Genomic DNA, 19,182 nt, shown 5'->3' on the forward strand with positions numbered 1-19,182 from the left:
TAACGTCTTTTATGGTATTAATAAAAAATTAGCATATCATACTTTTATGACAATTTCTCCTATCTTGCCAGTTTATTCTCCTATTAACATAAATTTTTCTTATGGCAAAGGTATTTACTTGTATGATATTGATAATAAGCGCTATATAGATTTTCACTCTGGAATAGCTGTTAGCAGTTTAGGTCATGCCAACCCACGATTAACTGATGTCCTAAAATTACAAGGAGAAAAACTATGGCATATATCAAATACCTATAATATATCTACTGCCAACAAATTTGCAGAAAATTTAATAAACAACAGCTTTGCTAATACTGTATTTTTTGCAAATTCTGGATCAGAAGCAGTGGAATGTGGACTTAAAATCGCTAGGGCCTATCAAAATGGAAAAGGTAATAAAAATCGCTATAGAATTCTAACATTTCATGGTGCATTTCATGGAAGGACATTTTTAACTTGTGCAACAAAGGATAGACAGAAATTTTCTGAATTACTGAATCCTTATATTGACTGGTGTGATAACATAGAGCCCAATATTGAGAGTGTAAAGAAAGCAATTTCTAATGGCATAGGTGTTATATTAATAGAACCAATACAGGGACAAGGTGGTATTAAAGTAATGAGTGAAGTCTTCATGAAAGAGCTAAGAGAACTATGTAACGAAAACGACATACTGCTATTTTTTGATTGCGTTCAGTGCGGTGCTGGCAGGACAGGAAAGTTATTTGCATATGAACACATAGGAATTAAGCCTGACATATGTGCTCTTGCAAAAGGAATAGGAGGAGGTTTCCCTCTGGGGACTTGTCTTGCAACTGAAAAGGTTGCTAAGTACATGGCGGTCGGTATGCATGGTTCTACTTTTGGTGGTAATCCACTTGCAACTTCAGTAGGTAATGCTGTATTGGATGAATTGCTCAGCCCTGGCTTCTTAGAAAATGTTGAAGTTAGAGGTAAGTACTTAAAAAACAAACTAGAAAATTTAGCAAGCAAGTTTCCAATGATAGAAGAAGTGAGAGGAAAAGGGTTGATGCTAGGAATAAAAGTAAAAATGAATAACCAAAAATTTGCAGAAGAGCTAAGTCACCGTGGTTTACTTATTGTTGGAGTAACATCAGATAATGTTCTAAGAATCTTGCCTCCACTCATTATCACTGAAAAAGAGATTGATGAAGGCATTGAAATCCTCACTCAGTATTTATCTGAAAAGTTCTAGTTAAAAACTAAACCTTCCTGCTCACTAGTTGTTGGCTGTATCAAAATTGCAGATAAAGCAGTAGCTACAACTTTATCAGCTACTTCATTTGTACACTTTGCCTTTTCCTGTTCTCTTATCAGTGTAAGCTCATTTATATCACTTAGTGAGTCAAATTTTGTTGCATCTTTAAATATAAAAGATTGCACGGCACTCTTCTCAACACCTAAGAAAGCACCATTACCAAACGATAATGCCACATCTAATAACTTCTGCATTAAACTGTTTTTAACAATGAATTTAAATAGCTCCTCTAACACAACTGGCACTCCAAAAGTAAAAAATGCTCCTCTCACTAAATAGGTTGTTATTTCATATAACAATGCACCACACAAGAGTGCCAGTGGTCCAAATACTATAAAACCGCAAAGTAAAGGCAATGGCATGGTCTGACCTGATGATATTCTACCTATAAGCTCCATTGAAATTATAAACCCAATAAGTAACATAGCTCTACCTAGATATGTCCTTTCTTTAGAGCGTTTGTTAAAGTTTTTCTCACGTAACTTAGAAAAATCATTGTTAACTCTTACTTCAAAAATACTATGGCCATTTTTTAATTTTAGCTCCAAATCCTCTATTCCATGATGCCACTTATGACACCTTACAATTTCATCAATTATCGTACTAACTTGATTATTGATTTTGTATAATTTGCTTTCTTGATATAAGTTGCCTTGATAATATTTTTCTCTCAAGTCTACACAATTTAAATTCTTTAAATCACATAAAAAATCTTTGATTTCTTGTGCCATTTTATTAGCATCATCTTTGTAGCCTACAGCTTTCAAAATTGTTACCAAGTGTTTATTTTCAATTTGAGCAATTGTTCTATCTAATGCACGTATATATTGCTTGGATTGAAAATATGAGATGATTTTTTCTTTACATCTATCCTCATTGCCTTCGTACAAACTATTTCTTTTGAAACTGCTGTCATGTTCTTTGGCAATTTCTAATGCATGAACCAATACATTTTGCGCCTTCACACTACTTTCACAGTGACAGTTTCTGATTATGTGTACATACGCTCTTGCACTGGTATCTCCAGATTTATCTATATTGTACGCTTTAGCCAAAAAGACTAAATAGTCAAACCCTGCCCAAAGATAATACATTACCTTTGTTATAGCACTCCCCACAGAAAATAAAGCTGAGCGTGTGCAAGATAATTTACCGTTGTTTTTAATTCTGTTCTCATATGAACGAAGGTATGCCTCTGTACTTTTTAAAATCTTATGTAAATCTTATTCTGTCTTTTTGACATCAAAATCATTTATATCATGAACTTTTTCATACGTTTCTTTTATCAAATCACTAGAAAACTTCTTCAGAGCTGAATCATCAATATTTCCTAATGCATCAATATTTTTACTAATATAGATTTCTATTTTTCTTCCAAGTTCTTCTCCCATTCTATTTTTTAGCAACTTATTGTATTTATTAGTAGCTGGAAACAAAACTTTCTGACAAAATTTCTGTGGTTCGTTTTTAAAATTTGCTAAGATCTTATTCACAAATAGCTCAACTTCTTCACCTGCAGCAGCGAAAAACCATGATTGTCTGCTCTCATTACGCTCTCTATTTCTTCCAAGATTCTGTAGGGCTTCAGATGGATTATTGAACTGACTAACCGAATCTGCAAATATTGATGCAACATGATTATATTCACTATCAAATCCACGACCTTTCGATCCATCTATAACCGTTATCAACGCATATTTAGCCAATGAATCAAAATCTCTTTTTTCATAATCACAATAAAGAGTTCGATATCCACCTATCTGATTACGTATTATCGCTGAAAAGAGTCTGTTTTCTCCAATACCAAGATCATTTTTCCCAATTCCTGCAAAGATACATTTATTTTGTTTGCAGAAATCAATGAGACTATGTAGTATACCTTCCTCTCTTTCCATGAGGTCATGGAGCTCTTTGCTTAAGCGCCAATTATCAACTATTAAGCTGCATTGCTCATTATCACTTTTACTCAGTGCTTCAATTACTGTCTTTATTTGCAGTAAGAGCTCATCTCTAGCAAATTGCTCACTAAAGCCTTTTCTCTCTAGGTAGCTTATAATATTGTTATCATTAGTGGTGCTAACATTCTTTTTAACATCTTCTATCAATTCACTCAAACCTTCTCTTCTTTTTTTATCTAAAGTAATATTATCACACTTCATTAAATATGAGAGAGTAAGATCGATCATTGAATGCATTACTCTATATTTTAGATATTCAGCAGTACTACTGAAATCCACCTTTTCTTTTAATTCAGATATCTGCTCTTCTGTCAGACTAGGATGTTGCTTTTTAACGCAGCTTATAAAGTTCGCTTCGCGTAACTTGAGCCTATAGTCTTGATAAGATATCCCTTCAGGCTGAAATTTATTATACACTTCATAACGTGTACTACCTTCATATACTAAATTATCTCTACCCTGCAACGCAAAGTTAAGATTAACTATACTATTTACATCATCAGCTAAAAGCAGAGCACTTTCTCCAATTGGGCTTTGCACATTCCATCTTATAGAAGTTAATAAATCATCGGTATCAACAAGCTTATTGTAATTAAAAACTTCTTCGCTCTCTTCAACATATTCATGAGCTGGGCTCGATTTTTCTCTAGTAAATAAGCTACGCACGTTAGCAAGAAATCTAGAAAGCAGTTCTTTTGACTCTACACCAGTTGCTTTAGTTAGTACCCACCAAATTGGCAACATTACTATACCAAATATAAACATAGAAATTGTATAATATAAGTTTCCAGTCAAAGCAGAATACAGCCAATAATCTGAAGTTAGACCAATTACAGCAGCAACATTACTATTTATAACAGGAAATAATGTAATCATAGGTATTATAGTAACAGCAATATTCACTACAAATGCTAGAGTGAAATTTGTTCTCCTATTGGTTTTTGCAATAACACTTGCTGTTTCGATGGCGTTTGCAATACAACGTCTACTCAATCTTGTCGGGCTGATAACTTTTCCGCATCTATTTAAAATCCTTCTCTTTGGTGTTACAGTTAGGTAAGTTGTAGGATATTTCTCATCAAGCTTGCACATATTCTCAAAATCCTGCTGCTTGTTAATACTGTCTGCTTCATCAACACTAATCCACAACTTGGTATTTTGGTCTTTAAATTTACGATCATTTTCTTGCTGTAATAACAGGTTATGTGTCACTATAATTGTTGTAGGTTTAGTTGCCTTCAGTGCATTTTTAATTTCCTCAGCAGTTTTAGGTGTCCTAATGTTTACAGTAAATGCACTACTCATCATTTTTTTAGCTTGGTTTACTAGATCACTGCTTGGTACTGCAACCAGATGATGAAATCCTGCTTGGGCTAGTACATGACTCAGTATTCTAATGTCGTAAGTCTTACCAAATCCAGTTTCTGCATCGATCATAACATTACAGTTAGCAATGGAAGGGTTTTTGAGATGTTCCAATATCCCTTTAACAACAGATTTACGACGTGCTACTATTATAGATTCCTTTGTATCATCAAGTTTTATAGATTCACCTTTTAGCTTGCAGTTGATTTTTTCTAAGGTACTTATAATACTTTGCCTTTCTTGATTACTGATAGAACTCACACATTACCCGCTATAATTATTACAATATTAATTGTATGTTAATTCAGTAAATTGTCAATTCTATGGACAAAAAGCTGATTTCAACTATCATATTAATATGAATATATGCCTCGGAATAATTACTTCTCCTCATGGAATCAAAGGAGCTGTCAAAATAAAAACCTTTACTGAAAAGCCCGAAAATATTTTCCTATATGGTGAACTAATAATCGGAAGTGAAAATTATAAAATAAGCTTGGTGTCTGTTGTCAGTAATAATTTAGTAATAGCAACAATTAGCGGTGTGAATTCCCGTAATGAAGCAGAGCTTTTAAGAAATAAAAAGTTATATATAGAAAGAGATAAGCTACCACAGTTAAATGATGAGGATGAATTTTACCAAGATGATCTTGTGAATATGGAAGTAAGACTAGAGAGTAATGAATTATATGGCTATGTGAAGTCTGTGAATAATTTCGGCTCGGGGGATATATTAGAAATTTTGGTTATCAGCACAAAAAAAAACATTATGTTATCTTTTACTAAAGAAGTATTTCCATACATCAACATGAAGGAAAGGTATATAGTAATCAACATGCCAGAATTCATTGGCCAATAAAAATTTTGATATTTGTATAAAGTTATTTATAATAATCAGACCAAATTAAAAGTGTAATTATGGCAGAAAGGGCTAATGATATCAGGCCAGGTCAGGTACTAGAACATAACGGTGGATTGTTTTTGGTTGTAAGTATTATGCATACTCAACCTGGTAAAGGTGGTGCATATATACAAGCTGAAATGAAAAATATCCAAACAGGAGCAAAGTACTATGAGAGGTTTCGCTCTGATGCAACAATCAGAAGGGCAATTTTAGATGAAGAGGAATATGTTTATCTCTTTACTGAAGGGAATATCGTAAATCTTATGCATCCAAGTAGTTACGAGCAGATTGTTATAAATTTAGACTTATTAGGGGAAAAGAAGGCTTATTTGCAAGATAATATGAAAATTAAAGTAGTAACTTATCAAGATAAAATAATTTCTGCACATGTGCCTGATCACGTTACACTAACTGTAAAAGAGACAGAGTCTGTTATCAAAGGTCAGACTGTTAATGCTTCTTATAAGCCTGCAATTTTGGAAAACGGAATACGTGTTAACGTGCCTCAATTTATAAAAGAAGGGGATAAAATTGTATTACATACTCCTGATAACAGCTATTACGAAAGAGTAAAAGAGTAAATGGCCATTTCATCACCACGAATCAATGTGATGCTTGATTCTGTACGCAGTGCCTCCAAGCAGCTTATACGTGATTTTAATGAATTGCAAATTTCAAGCGTTAAGTCAGCAGACTTTATCAATAAAACTTATTTGAAATCCAAGCAACTTATGTACGATTGCTTGAAAAACTACAACCAGAACTATGACTTTATTTTTGAAGACAATGTAGGCCAAGATCTAAAAGAAGGCAGTTATACTTGGTTTATTATGCCTATAGAAGGCAAGGAAAACCTTTTTAGTTGTATGGTTTATTTTGCAGTATCAGTTTGTCTCATTCATAAAAACAGAGTTGTAGCAGCTGTGATTGATGCTCCAGCCCTTAGAGAAACTTTCTGGGCAGAGGAAAAGAAAGGAGCTTTTCTTGAAGATTTCAAATCTCGCCATGTAAAAATGCGGATGAAAGCTCGTGAAGGGGGAATAATAGACATAAGTGGTAATTTGTTAAATAAATTACCACTTGACAATAATAATCTACGCTCCCTTGGCTCAACGGTACTAGGTTTTGCATATCTTGCTGCCGGAAGATACAATGGAATAATTTACTCTGGAATTAATAAATATAAAACTTCACTCGGTAAGCTTTTTCTGCAAGAAAGCGGTGGGAGATTAAGGGAAGATAACGCGCTTGTCATTGCTGGAGATATAAACTAAAGTTCATTCAAAAGAGCAAAAGTCACGTAGTGAAAATAATAAATTGTCTTACCTATCCCTCATTGCAGCAGGGTGGCAAAATAAGATAGACGAGAAAAGACAACTATAGGAACAAATAGTCAGTGTGTGACAATGGCATCTAGTCCTTTAGCACAAAAAACGTTGTAAAGTAACTTAGTTGGATCCCAGTGTTAGCTACTTTCATGACAAGAAATAAAGCACTGATTTTGTACATTAACCATGCTTTTAAATAGATACCTTATTCTTGACAACTTTAAACTCAACAACAGACACAAACAGACAATTTCTCAAAAACTTTTACAAGAGATTTTGTTAAATGCTCTATCATTTCATTTGTATGGTAAGGCGTAGGAGTAATACGGAAGCGCTCAGTCCCCTTTGAAACTGTTGGGTAATTTATATGTTGTACATATATTCCATACTTATCAAATAACAATTTTGATGCTTTTTTGGACAACTCAGGATCGCCAATTATGATTGGAATTATATGAGTTTCTGTTTGCATAAAATTCACTCCTGCGTTTCTCAGTGAGTCTTTTACCTTTTCAACAGACTGCTTTTGCTTCTCTCTTTCAACATTGCTCGATTTTAAATGCTCAACGCTTGCCTTTGCTGCTGCTGCTAAAACGGGTGACATAGCAGTAGTAAAAATAAATCCTGGGGCTGAACTTCTTATTACATCCACCAAGCTCTTTGAAGACGCTATATATCCACCCATCACTCCAAAAGCCTTTGATAATGTACCCTGAATAACAGTTATTCTATCCATCAAACCTTCTCTTTCTGCAATTCCGCCACCGCGCGGTCCATACATGCCAACTGCGTGTACCTCATCCAAATAGGTAATTGCATTATACTGATCTGCTAGATCACATATCGCTTCAAGCGGTGCTACATCACCATCCATTGAGTATACAGATTCAAGCGCTATTATTTTCGGTGTTTTTATATCTATAGATCTTAGCAATTGCTCTAAGTGATCAGTGTCATTATGCCTAAATATGTGCTTCGGTCTTTTGCCTGACTTTATACCTTCTATCATTGAAGAATGGTTTTTCTCATCTGAAAAAATTACCACGCCCGGAATAACAGACGATAAAGTACTAAGTGTAGTTTGGTTGGCAAGATAGCCACAAGCAAAAGTTAAAGCAGCTTCTTTTTGATGCAAGTCAGCCAAAGACTTCTCGAGCTCAACAACTTCCTTTGTTGTACCTGATATATTTCTTGTTCCTCCAGCACCAACAGATGAATTTTGAATAGCAGCAATGACACTATCGTTTTGTGACATTCCCAGATAATTATTACTGCACCAGACAATAACCTCTCTATTTCTTTCATAATCCATAATATAGGGAAGTTTGCCAGGTAATGACGCAAAATGCGTGAATTCACGATAGCGCCCTTCTTCTTTTATATCTTTGATTTTATTTAAGAATATTTTTTCGTAGTCTACCAAGTTTTTATCTATTAACAATAAATATAATCATAATAAATTATTAAATGATAGACTACTATATTTATTACTTAGACTGACATTCTTCTGTCTGCATAACCTTTTTGACCTGATTATCCTCAACTAAGCTTTTAGGCCTATAGCAGTACGTAATTGTAGCTGCAATAAGACAACAAACTGCAACTGCTATTCCTATTGCTAACATTTCCAAGTAAACTGCAACAGCTGCTCCTAAGGCAATACCAGTTATTGCAAGCGCAGAAGCAGCTACGACATACTTTTTTGTGTTTTGTGAATTTTTTTTGAGGCCACTTTTGCTGCTTTGCTCATTAATTCTTGGCAATTCTGTTTTTGGCTGTCCATTTCCGTTAGCAACTTGTTCTACATGTCCAGTAGGTTGATTAACGTTAACACCATTATTAACATCTTCAATTGCAATCGAAAGAAATTCATCTTCATCATCACTTGTTAATTCTATTCTTGAAGTACAAGGAACAGGATTACTAGAAACATTACCATTAGCTGTTGCTTCAGCTTCCACTGTGTCAATTACAGATATCCTTGTTTCATGACCTTCTTCACTAATTTTTTCAAATGGAGAATTACTATTAGAGTCTGAGGAAGTTCCGGCAGAGCAATCACTTTTATTACCTTTAAGTTTAGAAAAATCATCATCTTCAGAACTCAGTGATGATTCACTTCCTTCACGCTCTACCACAGGAATTTCTTGGCTAATTACAGTAGCACCCATACTTTCTACACTATCATTTACTGGTAATACAGCAGTAGTTTTTTCTAACTCTTTTTCAAGAAATATTTTAATTTCTGCGAGTTTGCTTTTAGATACTTTATCTTTCTTACCAACTTCCGTCCTATTAGCGTCTTCTAAGGCTTTATTCAAGATTTGCTTTGTGTCTACACTATTGCCCTCTTGCTTTGCCTGTTCCACTAAAGATATTACTTCTTCATAATTAAGGGCGAAGATAGCATCAGACAACATTTCCCCTACGGTTTTTATATTTTGATCACTACTATTCATTTTAACCCTCCTATAATTATTATTATCTATAGTTTCTTCTATTGAAACCTTTTTATTATTCATAATATTTTCTCCTTCATCAACAATACTCTTTTGTAGCTGCTTACTATCAGTGCTTTGAGATTCTGAATTTTCTGATAAAATATCGCTTGTTATGGCTGGAATTGCTGATTTATCTGCAGTGTTATCACTTTTTTTTTCCGTACAATAAAAGTTGCTGGAGTGCTGTACATTTGATTCCATAAATCTTGACGTTCGGTGCAAGAATATTCTTGCACATCGATAGAAAATTGCAGAATATTTCTAATATGTATTAAATTTGATACAAGATCGGTATTCTCTTGGCGTTTATTGTATTTTGGATCTTCAGTGTATATATCATATCCTGCATGAGCAACTTGAGCTAATCCATTTATAACACCCGGCACATAATTGTAGTTATATTCATGTAAAGCTTCAGACTGCAATAATTTATTTTCCCTTTCTAGATCTTCCATGCGCTTCTCTATGCTAGATTTAAAAATCTCACACTCCTCTCGAAAAATTATGCTAATTTCATCACTTTCTGTGCACAAATAACATACTTTTTTGACTAATGAGTAATCTTCTTGATCTGTCGAGTAGTGTACCGCATTTCTCAGTATATTCTGTATGACCTGCCTAGTTATTTGCTCATTGTGTGATATGCTCTGATAGATTTGAATGTGGGCAATTGTATCGATTACAATATCCTTGCTTTTGATATTAGACAAGGTAATAAGAGCTAATTCATATGCATTATCAAATTCGTTATTTTTAAATTTTTGATTGAGATAATCGATAACATCGTTACTACACTCAGCATATTCTTCACATAAGTGCTCAATAAATGTGATATTACCAGCATCTAGTGCAGTTTTTAGAACTAAATCATAAATTTTTTTCTATCACGAGCTCCTATATTCTTTAAAATTTGTTGATTGAGCACCTTAATAACTCTATCGTCAGCAAATGCTTGCTCATATATATCATAATTAGTAGAACCCTTGTTATTGATATATCGTTTGCACAAGTATTCGATGATAGGCAGATGCTCCTGACTTATCGCAGTCTCTAATAGAGTAACAAAACTCCCTTTTAGCAGATCTTTTACATCTTTAGTTGGCTCATTAATATATCTTTCAAATGCGTTTAGCACTAACGTGATAAATTTTTCATTTTTGACCAAAGATGCTGTTTCAAGGACGCCATATAAAGGATCGGGATTACTTGTTTTTAGTACATGCTCAAGATCCCTTAAGAAGGGTTCTGCAAGAACTGTCTCTAGTAACTCTTGTTCTTTTCTTAATGCTATGGTTGAGAAAAAGCCAATCTTATTGGGTTCAACAAGTTGTATAGTTTGATCCTTTATTTTATTATAAACCTCATCGATACTATGGAATTTTTCTATAAAAGCTTTTATATATTCTTGACCACCAACAAGTAAAGGTAAAAGACTTAAGTTTCCTTCAGCAAAAAGTATGTCTTGATATTTTTCTGCCAATTTATCGTTAGCTGCAATTGCAAGTAACACCAATTCTTTTACTAAATAATCGTACTTAAGCTCTACTTGATTAAATTTATACTGTGATAGTATATTTGAATATATATGTTGATTATTTCGTAAATCTAAGTTAAGTTGTTGCTCACAAAAATTCTTTAAGTTTGTACTCTCTAGCGTAATAGACCTGCCTTCATAATCCTCAATATTTTGTATAACTTCGTCTAATTTTTCATAATTATCTTCTTTTACAGCTTGATTTAAGATACTTATTACTTCAGCAAAAGTTAAATTTTAGGAATAATGTCATACGAGTCTTCATCTTTTGATTCTACAATAAATGATCTATCACAACCATCAGGAAAGTTTGCAAGTATTGCATTCTCTAAGCTTAGATCCTTAGCATATGAAACATCTTGATTTTCATTATTTAAAACTTCAAATTCTTCTTCAGCACCTGAATCTCTGGAATGGCGACGCTCCCTTTCTTCTGCAGTATCTACTGCTGGCGGCATGAGCCCACCAAGTAAATTCCACCCCATGTTTTACCCCCTAATTATTAGCTAAACTAAGTATAGCATTAAATAGAAATTTTGCCAAGCAAGTTATTGAGCCTTTTAGCAAATAGACTTACGTCTTCCATCTCTTCACCTTCCACTATACAAGCTTGATAGAACAATAAGTAAATCATATCTCCAAGTGTTGGATTTTCACCATTTTCAGCGTGAGATTCCATTATGTTTCTTATCAAAGGATGCTTAATGTTAATTTCAAGTACTTTTGGCGTGCGGTAATTTAGCTGCTTCTGTTCACGTAAAAAACGCTCCATACGGAGATCCATAGTTCCTTCATCAACTGCTAGACACACAGGACTATCGGTTAATTTCTTAGAGATCTTTACACTTTTTACTAAGCTTCCAAGAACCTTGGTGAAGTATTCGAGTATAGAATCCGCGTTTTCTTCGCTTTTGTTTTCATCTGATTTATTTTCTTCATCTTTCTTACCTTCTTCTGAAGAGAATTTTTCTAAATCAACATCAGCACGGGTCACAGACTTAAATTTTTGATCTTTATATTCATGAATTACGCTAGTCCAGAAATCATCAACTGGATCAACAAATAGAAGCACCTCCAATCCCTTACTGACAAATCCTTCAAGTTGTGGACTGTTTTTCACTGAATCGAGACTATTACCTGTGAGATAGTAGATATGTTCCTGTTCAGGCTTCATTCTGCTTATATAATCATCAATACTAACTAGCTTATCATCACTGGTGCTATGAAATCTGCAAATGGAAAGCAACGCTTCTCTTTCATCAGTTGGCATAGCTTCGCAAAGACCTTCTTTTAACACCGCACCAAAATTGCCCCAGAATTTTGTGTATTCCTCTAAATTATCTTTTGCTTTTTTGCCGAGCTCTGATACCGCGCGTTTAGTTAGGGATTTCCTAATCTGCTCAACAACGCGATTATTCTGCAGTGTTTCTCTGCTGATGTTGAGAGGCAAATCTGGTGAATCAACCACACCTTTCAAGAAACGCAGGTATTGTGGTATAATTTGTACATTATCTTCAGTAATAAATACTTTATTGACATATAACTTTACAGAGCAGCGTCTATCTGGATGAAACAAATCATAAGGCTTGATAGAAGGAATATAAAGCAAATTCGTATATTCTATTGCACCTTCATTTTTATTATGCAGTATCATCCAAGGCTCATCACCTACATGCGCAACACCACGGAAGAAGTCGTTGTGCTCTTCTGGAGTAACGTCATTTTTTGGCTTAGTCCAAATTGCAGCTTTGCTATTTAATTTTTCACTTTTTCCTTCTTCATTTACAAACTCAATGGGAAAATTTATGTGATCAGAGTAAGTAGTAACGATGTTTTCAATACGAAATTTGTCTAAAAATTCGCTTTCTTCAGGACGCATGATGAGCGTAATTTTTGTGCCACGAGAGATTTGACCATCTAACTTGCTGATTGAATATTCTCCATCTCCTTTAGATTTCCATACCCAAGACTCTTCTTCTCCTGCTTTTCTTGATTCTACTATAACTTCTGAGGCAACCATGAAGCTTGAATAAAAACCAACACCAAATTTTCCAATCAGTTCTACAGCTTGGTTTGAATCTTTATTATTCTTAATTGCATCCAAGAATTTTTGCGTACCAGAACTTGCAATCGTACCAAGATTATCTATTAAATCCTGTCTGTTCATTCCAATTCCATTGTCGGTTATATACAGCTCATTCTTATCTTTACTGGAGCTAATAGTAATCTTCAACTCATCACTTGAATCTAATAAATCAGCATTTAATTGTGATCCATAACGCAATTTATCACATGCATCTGATGCATTTGATATTAACTCACGCAAGAAAATATCCTTATTGGTATAAAGTGAATGAATTACTATATTTAGTACTTTGCCTACTTCAGCGTCAAATTTTAAACTTTCAGTTTCTTGTATGTTGTGCATTCTGAGCTCCATTATTAGCTTGCTATTCTAATAATTTAAGTATTGCACAGCGATCTTTCAAGGTCATATATGCTAAAATTTATGTGAGCCAATTTGTCATACAAGCTGAAATGATAAGAAGAGGGTTCTGTTCTACAATTCTCTTTATTCTTAGAATAAGATATCTCTTATTTGCTTCAAAGATTTGTGAGTCTTTGATTCTTTTTCTTTAAAAGTAGTCTCAAGAGAAGTTTTAAGCTTTTCCCATTCTTCCTGAACGTTTAGAATCAAAGCGCTCTCAATCTTCTCCAGTGCTTTTTGAGGTGATGAATATAATTCCTCATACAAATCAGTGTTTACTGACTGTAGTATTATTAAAAATGTAAATAAATTTGGATCAACTTTCACATAGTTTAAAAAACATAGCTTTATTTTCTTTACGCAGTACTGTATTGCTTTTAATGATAATGAGAAGCTTTCTGCATAAAATATAAAGCTATCTATAATTAAGCTCTTTGATTTTTTCGGTAATTCAGAACTTTCAAACAGTTTTCTTATAAACCTCTCTGTTGGCTCTTTTGGTAAATGCAAAGAGAGATCAGTAAAAGATTTTAGGCTGGAATTTGGTCCAAGTATTGTGCTGATTGCTCTTTGCACGTTACTTTTATCTTGACTAACAGAGATAATGAAAACCAGTCCCTCAACATCAAGCATGTACTTTATGGATTCTAAAAAATCGACAATGAATTTAGGGCGACATATATCAAGATCATCCACCATTATATAAATGTTTTTGTCTTTCCTGATTTTATTAACCACATCTGCTAGTTGTATTTTAAAATCTCTAATGTTCTCTTTTCTCCTTTGGAGAAGATTTAACTCACCCAAGACAAAACCAATGTCTTTCTTATCAGCCTCTTTTGCAGCATCGAGAAATACTGAAAGCATAGCAAGTGGAGATTTACTGATTAGCTTTCCTAATGTATTGAGAGAAAATAGTTCTTGGTTTATGTTTTTGAACTGCTGTATAACACTCCTTTTTACTTTGTATGATGCGAATAGATCCTCAAACAGGAAATGCAAAAAAGAAGGCAATGGTTGATCTAGCGCACTAATATCCCATGCGCTGTAATAAGCTGCAATTTCATTTTGCTGCTCTAGATCCTTTGCCCACTCTTTCAAAAAAAACGTCTTACCCCACTTATCATATCCTTCTAAGGATACAATAGAAAAAGACTTATCAATTGTCTTAATTATAGAACTAAATTTACTTGCAACTTGTTTATAGCCTAAGCAATCATTCTCCCAAGTTGCTACCTTAGGTAATTGCTCATTTTCTTTTTTTCTGAATCTTACTAATGATATAAGTTTTTTAAAGCACATAAGATTCTTACACTATATTTTACTATAGTATTTTATAAGTTAAGAGTCTATTTACTTAAATAACCCATAATTTTCTATCACTGCAGAAATGGAAAGATTCTTCAAGCTGCTTACAGGATCACCATATGGATCATATGTGATAGTTTTTATTCCTGTTTTTTCTTCTATGCATCTTTCCACGTATTGCACGTAATTTTGTGTAAGATCGTTTATTACTTCCTGTGTTTCCTTTAAACTTTTACAATCTTTGAATTCAGTTACTAGTTGCTCAATTCCACTTTCATAGAGTCTAGAATAGTTTTGAATTATAAAACTCCTGTTTTTAATAGCTTTTTGTATTAAAGGAAACATCTTGTTTATATAAGCTAAGCTTCCTGCATCTAAACTGATATCTATTGTTAACTTTCCTTCTTCCTTCCATAAGTCTATTTTTTCCTCCATGATTTTCCTACTATCACAAGTTTTTATTAATTCTATTAGTGCAGAATTACCATACTTATCAGATACCCAGTCACTATGCACAAAGTTTTTATACACCAGCATTAATGGAAATATAAAGCTTAGGTTATCAATATATCGAGCATATTCGTCTTGATTTAATTCTCTTATTATTTTACTGAAATCAGGTTTAATAATAATATCCTTTAATAAATCTGTATTGTGAAAATTAATATCGCTTTTTGTTAAAAGTAGATCATTTGATTTAAAATCAAACTCTTTTAATTTTTTCACTTCTAAATTAGGCACTTGTAGTCCTAAGTCAATCTTTATATCCTTTAATATGTATCCAATTCGTTTACTATCTGCGTACTCTTTGTTAAATAACGCAATGAAATCAAGAGCGATTGATCTTGATTTTGTGATTAACCAATTATAAGTATAACGTACTCCATCTAGTACAAAAGTTAATATAATCCCTCATTTTAAAACACTATATTTTAAATGTATAATATTTTCAATTAGTAAGCAAGTTTCTAAGCTGAAGTACGTCACAGTATTTTTAAAGTATGTTGCTCAGAAGAAATGGAATATTATTTAATATCCTGTCTTGAAGTAAGTGCTATCTTCAGCGTCCCTTCATCTAGGTAGTCAATTTCTCCACCTATCGGTATGCCGCAAGCAAGGCGCGATATTTTGACATTCAAGTTTTTTAGCAATTCAATTATATATTGTGCAGTAACTTGGCCTTCTAATGTCGGATTGATTGCAATAATGACCTCTTCAATTTTAAATTCTGTAACTCTTTTGGGAATGTTATCAAGATTCAGTTCTTTTGGACCTATACCATTTATTGCTGATAGCCTTCCACCCAAAACATGATACATACCTGAATATATATTTCCTTTTTCAAATGCCCATAAATCGCCCAATTCTTCTACTACACACATTAACTTGGTGTCACGCTTTGGGTTAGTACAAATAGAACACGGCGATTTAGTATCTAGGTTTCCACAAATCTTACACTCTATTATAAGATCTGCTAACTCTCTAATCAAAGATGCAAGTGGTAGCATGACCCTCTCTTTGTTCTGGAGCAAATGTATAACTAGCCTTCTTGATGATGATGGACCTAAACTTGGCAATTTAGAAAAAGCATGAACTAAACTCTTTATATTAATGTTCATTCAGTAAATTCAAGATAGTTCAAAAATGATAACATCAAACCTTTCGTAAAGAAAGTAGTAAGTCTTTATCTTGATTAGCTATAGAAAAATTTTTCCACTTTTCTCAGAAATTGTCTTGAAAAAAGTAATGTAATCACAATCTACTGTAACTTAAGTCTGACTCAGGTGTAACTGAAATTATCTCAGACATTTGAGTATTTGTTCTAGTATTTCTTTTTTGAAAATGACGCAATTTATTTTTCAACATATTTCTTTCTTCTACATAACTGTCTGACTCTTTATTCAAACTAGAATTTTTTTCTTCATACTTGGAAAGTATTGTATCGATCAAATAATTAAAAAATAATATTAGACCTGTAGTGTTGGCAAGCAATGCAAGAGAATAATATAACATATCTTCACTCACTTCTTCATTTATTATGTCATGGGAATTTCTATACATTCTAAAACAAGAGCCGAAGGCTGCTAAGCATACACAAGTAAGTTTTGTTTTGTTTAGGACGCACTTAATTCGTGCTAGTTTTTTATTATTATCTTCTAATTTTATACGCAACTCACTAATTTTACTACTATAGTGCTGAATAAACAATTCTATTGCCTCTTTGTTATTAGCATAATTATATGCTTTGTAAGATTCCTTATCTATGAGTTCAGTATCTATATCCTTTGATTTGAGAAGCTCTTTGATTGCTTCATTTTTGTTAAGAAGCATAGCTTCGTGTAGAGGTGTGTACTCATTTTCAACATCTTTTCTTCTGTTAATATTTTCACGAGTTAAGTAGTTAAAAAGAGCTGAAATGCATTCTGAATTATTGCTTTCAATAGCCAGAGTAATTGCATCTTTTCCATCCTTGTTATTAGTATTAATAACTTTGAAAAGCGGCTTTTCATTCTCTTGCTTACGTTCAAAATATTTGAGTTTGTAAAACTCACTTGAACAGTATGGTTCCTTAAGAATACACAAAAGTTTTTCTACAAAACAAGTACGATTTCTTTTTATAGCTACATGTAAAGGTGTGTCATGATTCTCCTCGTCTTGCAACAATAAGACATCATACAAATAACCCTCTTTATATAAAAAATTAATCTCTTGATCAAAAGAGATATCTTCTTCTCCTTTACAGATATTTAGTAGCCGTAACCCTATACTTTCTGTAGTACTGTAATCAATTGCAGAGCTACGTTGCACTTTAGATTGATAAAGGGTTACGTCCATACTATTCCTACCTTTAAATAACCCAGCTATACCTCTAAATATTCCAGCTATACCTGATTCACTCCGAGCAGCACAAGGCGTTTTATCTTGAATGTGAATCTCAACATTTTCATTAGAAAAAAGTTCTAAAACATGCGAGCTGCCTCTTCTACTGGAAAAAGGTGCCTCATTCTTTTTATCTTTAGCTTTAACACTATTTTCTAGCTTTTCATTCGAAGCACTTATAGGGTTAGCTAAACAATCAAAATCCTTATTTTTAGATACAAAGTCTTCTGATTGAAAATTTGCTGCAGCGTTCATTTCACCTTTCATATTTCTTTTTTTTTCAGAAGTTGCATTTCAGGTAGGGTATCTCATCTTTAAAATTTTTCAACTCTATTTAAATTTTTTTAAAATAGTTTTTGATAAAAATACTTATGAAACTAACTTCTGTGTTAATTTTTTAGAAGATTTTATAGCTAAAAAATTACTTCCGCATATTTTAAATCTGATTACAATTACAGTTAGAGATATTTATTGAGCTCAAAAATCTATCTCCGTCTGCAGACTTTTTTATTAAACTCATTAAAAAATGTAGCGTATCCTCTTCAGAGCATATCTGTCGTATGTTCACTGCATTTTTTCTAATCTTTTTTATACAGGGGATCTTATGTTCAGAATTCCAGATACTTGACCTTTAATTTAGCTAATAAAAACCAACTGGTACCTGCGGTTTTTATAGCTACGTTTTCTCAAATAAGTTTTAAATGAATAGATTTCTTGCATAATCAGATGTCATCCCAGTGCTTGACACTGGGATCCAATAAGAAAAATGCGCTGGAACTTTCGAATTCCAGTTATGCAAGAAATCTAATGTTAAAAAACTCACAGTTATCCTAGTACTGCTTTATTATCTGCAGTCTTTTCATGCTCGACAGAAGAGAATTGAGAATTAACAGCTTCTTCTATTGATTTAGCCTGTTTATAGTCTTGACTTAGGAAATATATAGCCACTCCAACTGCTATTCCAGCAACAAGAGCAGATACTGCGAGTGCGCATAATATAATAGTCATTGAAGGGACTAAAGCACCACCAACACCGAGTTCAATGCCAATCAAACTATTACATCTAGCACTTTCTTTTTTCGATTTAGCTTGATCTTTCATAGATTTAATGAGTGCTTCTCTTGTTTTTTCTTCTTGAGCTAAATCTAATGGCATTTTGTCTCCTTTATTCCTTATCAAAGGATTTGCACCATATTTCAAAAGGGCTTCTATTGCATCAGTGTTATTACTTGTAACAGCTTGGTGTAATAACGTCTCTCGATTTTGATCTTGAAAATTGATCAATTTGTAGAAATACTGGGGAGTAACAAATCTATTCACCATTTCATCTAAAATCTTCATCACGTTTTGGAACGATAATTTCTCTTTTTTCTCAGATATTGCACTATTGTGTGCAATGCAGTGTTGCAAAATAAGATACACCATCTTTTTTCTTATATCTACAGCACCCTTTATAGATAAAGCTGATTTAAATAACTCTTTGTTAATTAATATTTCGTTATTCTTATCAAGAAACTCCTGCAATTCTCTAGTTTTGTCTTTATACCTTATCTCTTTCTTACAGACGATTTCAAGTAAAGTAGTCATATTATTTACCCATTCTAATTATATCAATAATATAATAAATTCTAATAAAA

The 19,182-nt window shown here is 33.1% G+C and carries 18 protein-coding genes; 4 read left to right on the forward strand and 14 right to left on the reverse strand.

Annotation, left to right across the window (positions count from 1 at the left end):
* Positions 1-46 precede the first annotated feature (46 nt).
* Positions 47-1,216 carry an aspartate aminotransferase family protein gene (locus AAGD63_RS00300; RefSeq protein WP_341813417.1) on the forward strand — a complete coding sequence of 390 codons (1,170 nt, stop codon included), beginning with the start codon at positions 47-49 and terminating at the stop codon, positions 1,214-1,216.
* On the opposite strand, the gene AAGD63_RS00305 is transcribed toward AAGD63_RS00300, so the two are convergent.
* A complete protein-coding gene (locus tag AAGD63_RS00305; RefSeq protein ID WP_341813418.1) occupies positions 1,213-2,397 on the reverse strand; it encodes a hypothetical protein in 1,185 nt (394 codons plus the stop codon). The two genes, AAGD63_RS00300 and AAGD63_RS00305, sit on opposite strands and share 4 nt — an antisense overlap.
* A gap of 105 nt (positions 2,398-2,502) precedes the next feature.
* Positions 2,503-4,863 carry a DEAD/DEAH box helicase gene (locus tag AAGD63_RS00310; protein ID WP_341813419.1) on the reverse strand — a complete coding sequence of 787 codons (2,361 nt, stop codon included), beginning with the start codon at positions 4,861-4,863 and terminating at the stop codon, positions 2,503-2,505.
* 97 nt (positions 4,864-4,960) lie between these two features.
* On the opposite strand from AAGD63_RS00310, the gene rimM reads away from it, so the two are divergent.
* The 3 genes from rimM to AAGD63_RS00325 are packed head-to-tail and all read left to right on the forward strand — an operon-like array spanning position 4,961 to position 6,780.
* Positions 4,961-5,461, forward strand: a complete 501-nt coding sequence (gene rimM, locus AAGD63_RS00315) for a ribosome maturation factor RimM (RefSeq protein WP_006014540.1) — start codon at positions 4,961-4,963, stop codon at positions 5,459-5,461.
* A 59-nt stretch (positions 5,462-5,520) separates the two neighbouring features.
* Entirely contained in the window at positions 5,521-6,087 is a 567-nt protein-coding gene (gene efp / locus AAGD63_RS00320; RefSeq protein WP_341813420.1) for an elongation factor P, read from the forward strand.
* On the forward strand, positions 6,088-6,780 hold the full coding sequence (locus AAGD63_RS00325) for an inositol monophosphatase family protein (RefSeq protein WP_341813421.1): 693 nt from the start codon (positions 6,088-6,090) through the stop codon (positions 6,778-6,780).
* A 280-nt stretch (positions 6,781-7,060) separates the two neighbouring features.
* Here AAGD63_RS00325 and hemA read toward each other — a convergent pair whose 3' ends face one another.
* The 12 genes from hemA to AAGD63_RS00385 form a co-directional block, all read right to left on the reverse strand.
* A complete protein-coding gene (gene hemA, locus AAGD63_RS00330) occupies positions 7,061-8,257 on the reverse strand; it encodes a 5-aminolevulinate synthase (protein WP_341813422.1) in 1,197 nt (398 codons plus the stop codon).
* A 64-nt stretch (positions 8,258-8,321) separates the two neighbouring features.
* Entirely contained in the window at positions 8,322-9,536 is a 1,215-nt protein-coding gene (locus AAGD63_RS00335) for a hypothetical protein (protein ID WP_341813423.1), read from the reverse strand.
* Positions 9,446-10,045: a hypothetical protein gene (locus AAGD63_RS00340; RefSeq protein WP_341813424.1), complete on the reverse strand. Its 600-nt coding sequence runs from the start codon at positions 10,043-10,045 to the stop codon at positions 9,446-9,448. Before AAGD63_RS00340 ends, AAGD63_RS00335 begins: the two co-directional genes overlap by 91 nt.
* Before the next feature lie 152 nt (positions 10,046-10,197).
* On the reverse strand, positions 10,198-10,845 hold the full coding sequence (locus AAGD63_RS00345; RefSeq protein ID WP_341813425.1) for a hypothetical protein: 648 nt from the start codon (positions 10,843-10,845) through the stop codon (positions 10,198-10,200).
* Between the two features lie 254 nt (positions 10,846-11,099).
* On the reverse strand, positions 11,100-11,354 hold the full coding sequence (locus AAGD63_RS00350; RefSeq protein ID WP_341813426.1) for a hypothetical protein: 255 nt from the start codon (positions 11,352-11,354) through the stop codon (positions 11,100-11,102).
* 38 nt (positions 11,355-11,392) lie between these two features.
* Complete coding sequence (gene htpG / locus AAGD63_RS00355) at positions 11,393-13,297, reverse strand: molecular chaperone HtpG (RefSeq protein ID WP_341813427.1); 1,905 nt, start codon at positions 13,295-13,297, stop codon at positions 11,393-11,395.
* Between the two features lie 150 nt (positions 13,298-13,447).
* A complete protein-coding gene (locus AAGD63_RS00360) occupies positions 13,448-14,659 on the reverse strand; it encodes a P-loop NTPase fold protein (RefSeq protein WP_341813428.1) in 1,212 nt (403 codons plus the stop codon).
* Between the two features lie 51 nt (positions 14,660-14,710).
* Complete coding sequence (locus AAGD63_RS00365) at positions 14,711-15,406, reverse strand: hypothetical protein (protein WP_341813429.1); 696 nt, start codon at positions 15,404-15,406, stop codon at positions 14,711-14,713.
* Between the two features lie 284 nt (positions 15,407-15,690).
* The gene (gene recR / locus AAGD63_RS00370) at positions 15,691-16,278 is read right to left on the reverse strand and encodes a recombination mediator RecR (protein ID WP_341813812.1); all 588 of its coding nucleotides are present in this window, start codon (positions 16,276-16,278) and stop codon (positions 15,691-15,693) included.
* A 139-nt stretch (positions 16,279-16,417) separates the two neighbouring features.
* Entirely contained in the window at positions 16,418-17,800 is a 1,383-nt protein-coding gene (locus AAGD63_RS00375) for an ankyrin repeat domain-containing protein (RefSeq protein ID WP_341813430.1), read from the reverse strand.
* 442 nt (positions 17,801-18,242) lie between these two features.
* A complete protein-coding gene (locus AAGD63_RS00380; protein WP_341813431.1) occupies positions 18,243-18,368 on the reverse strand; it encodes a hypothetical protein in 126 nt (41 codons plus the stop codon).
* 2 nt (positions 18,369-18,370) lie between these two features.
* Positions 18,371-19,132 (reverse strand): ankyrin repeat domain-containing protein, encoded by a 762-nt coding sequence (locus tag AAGD63_RS00385; RefSeq protein ID WP_341813432.1) that lies wholly within the window; start codon positions 19,130-19,132, stop codon positions 18,371-18,373.
* Positions 19,133-19,182: the final 50 nt, after the last annotated feature.

Source organism: Wolbachia endosymbiont (group B) of Germaria angustata (genome assembly GCF_964026725.1).
Taxonomy (GTDB): domain Bacteria; phylum Pseudomonadota; class Alphaproteobacteria; order Rickettsiales; family Anaplasmataceae; genus Wolbachia; species Wolbachia pipientis_C.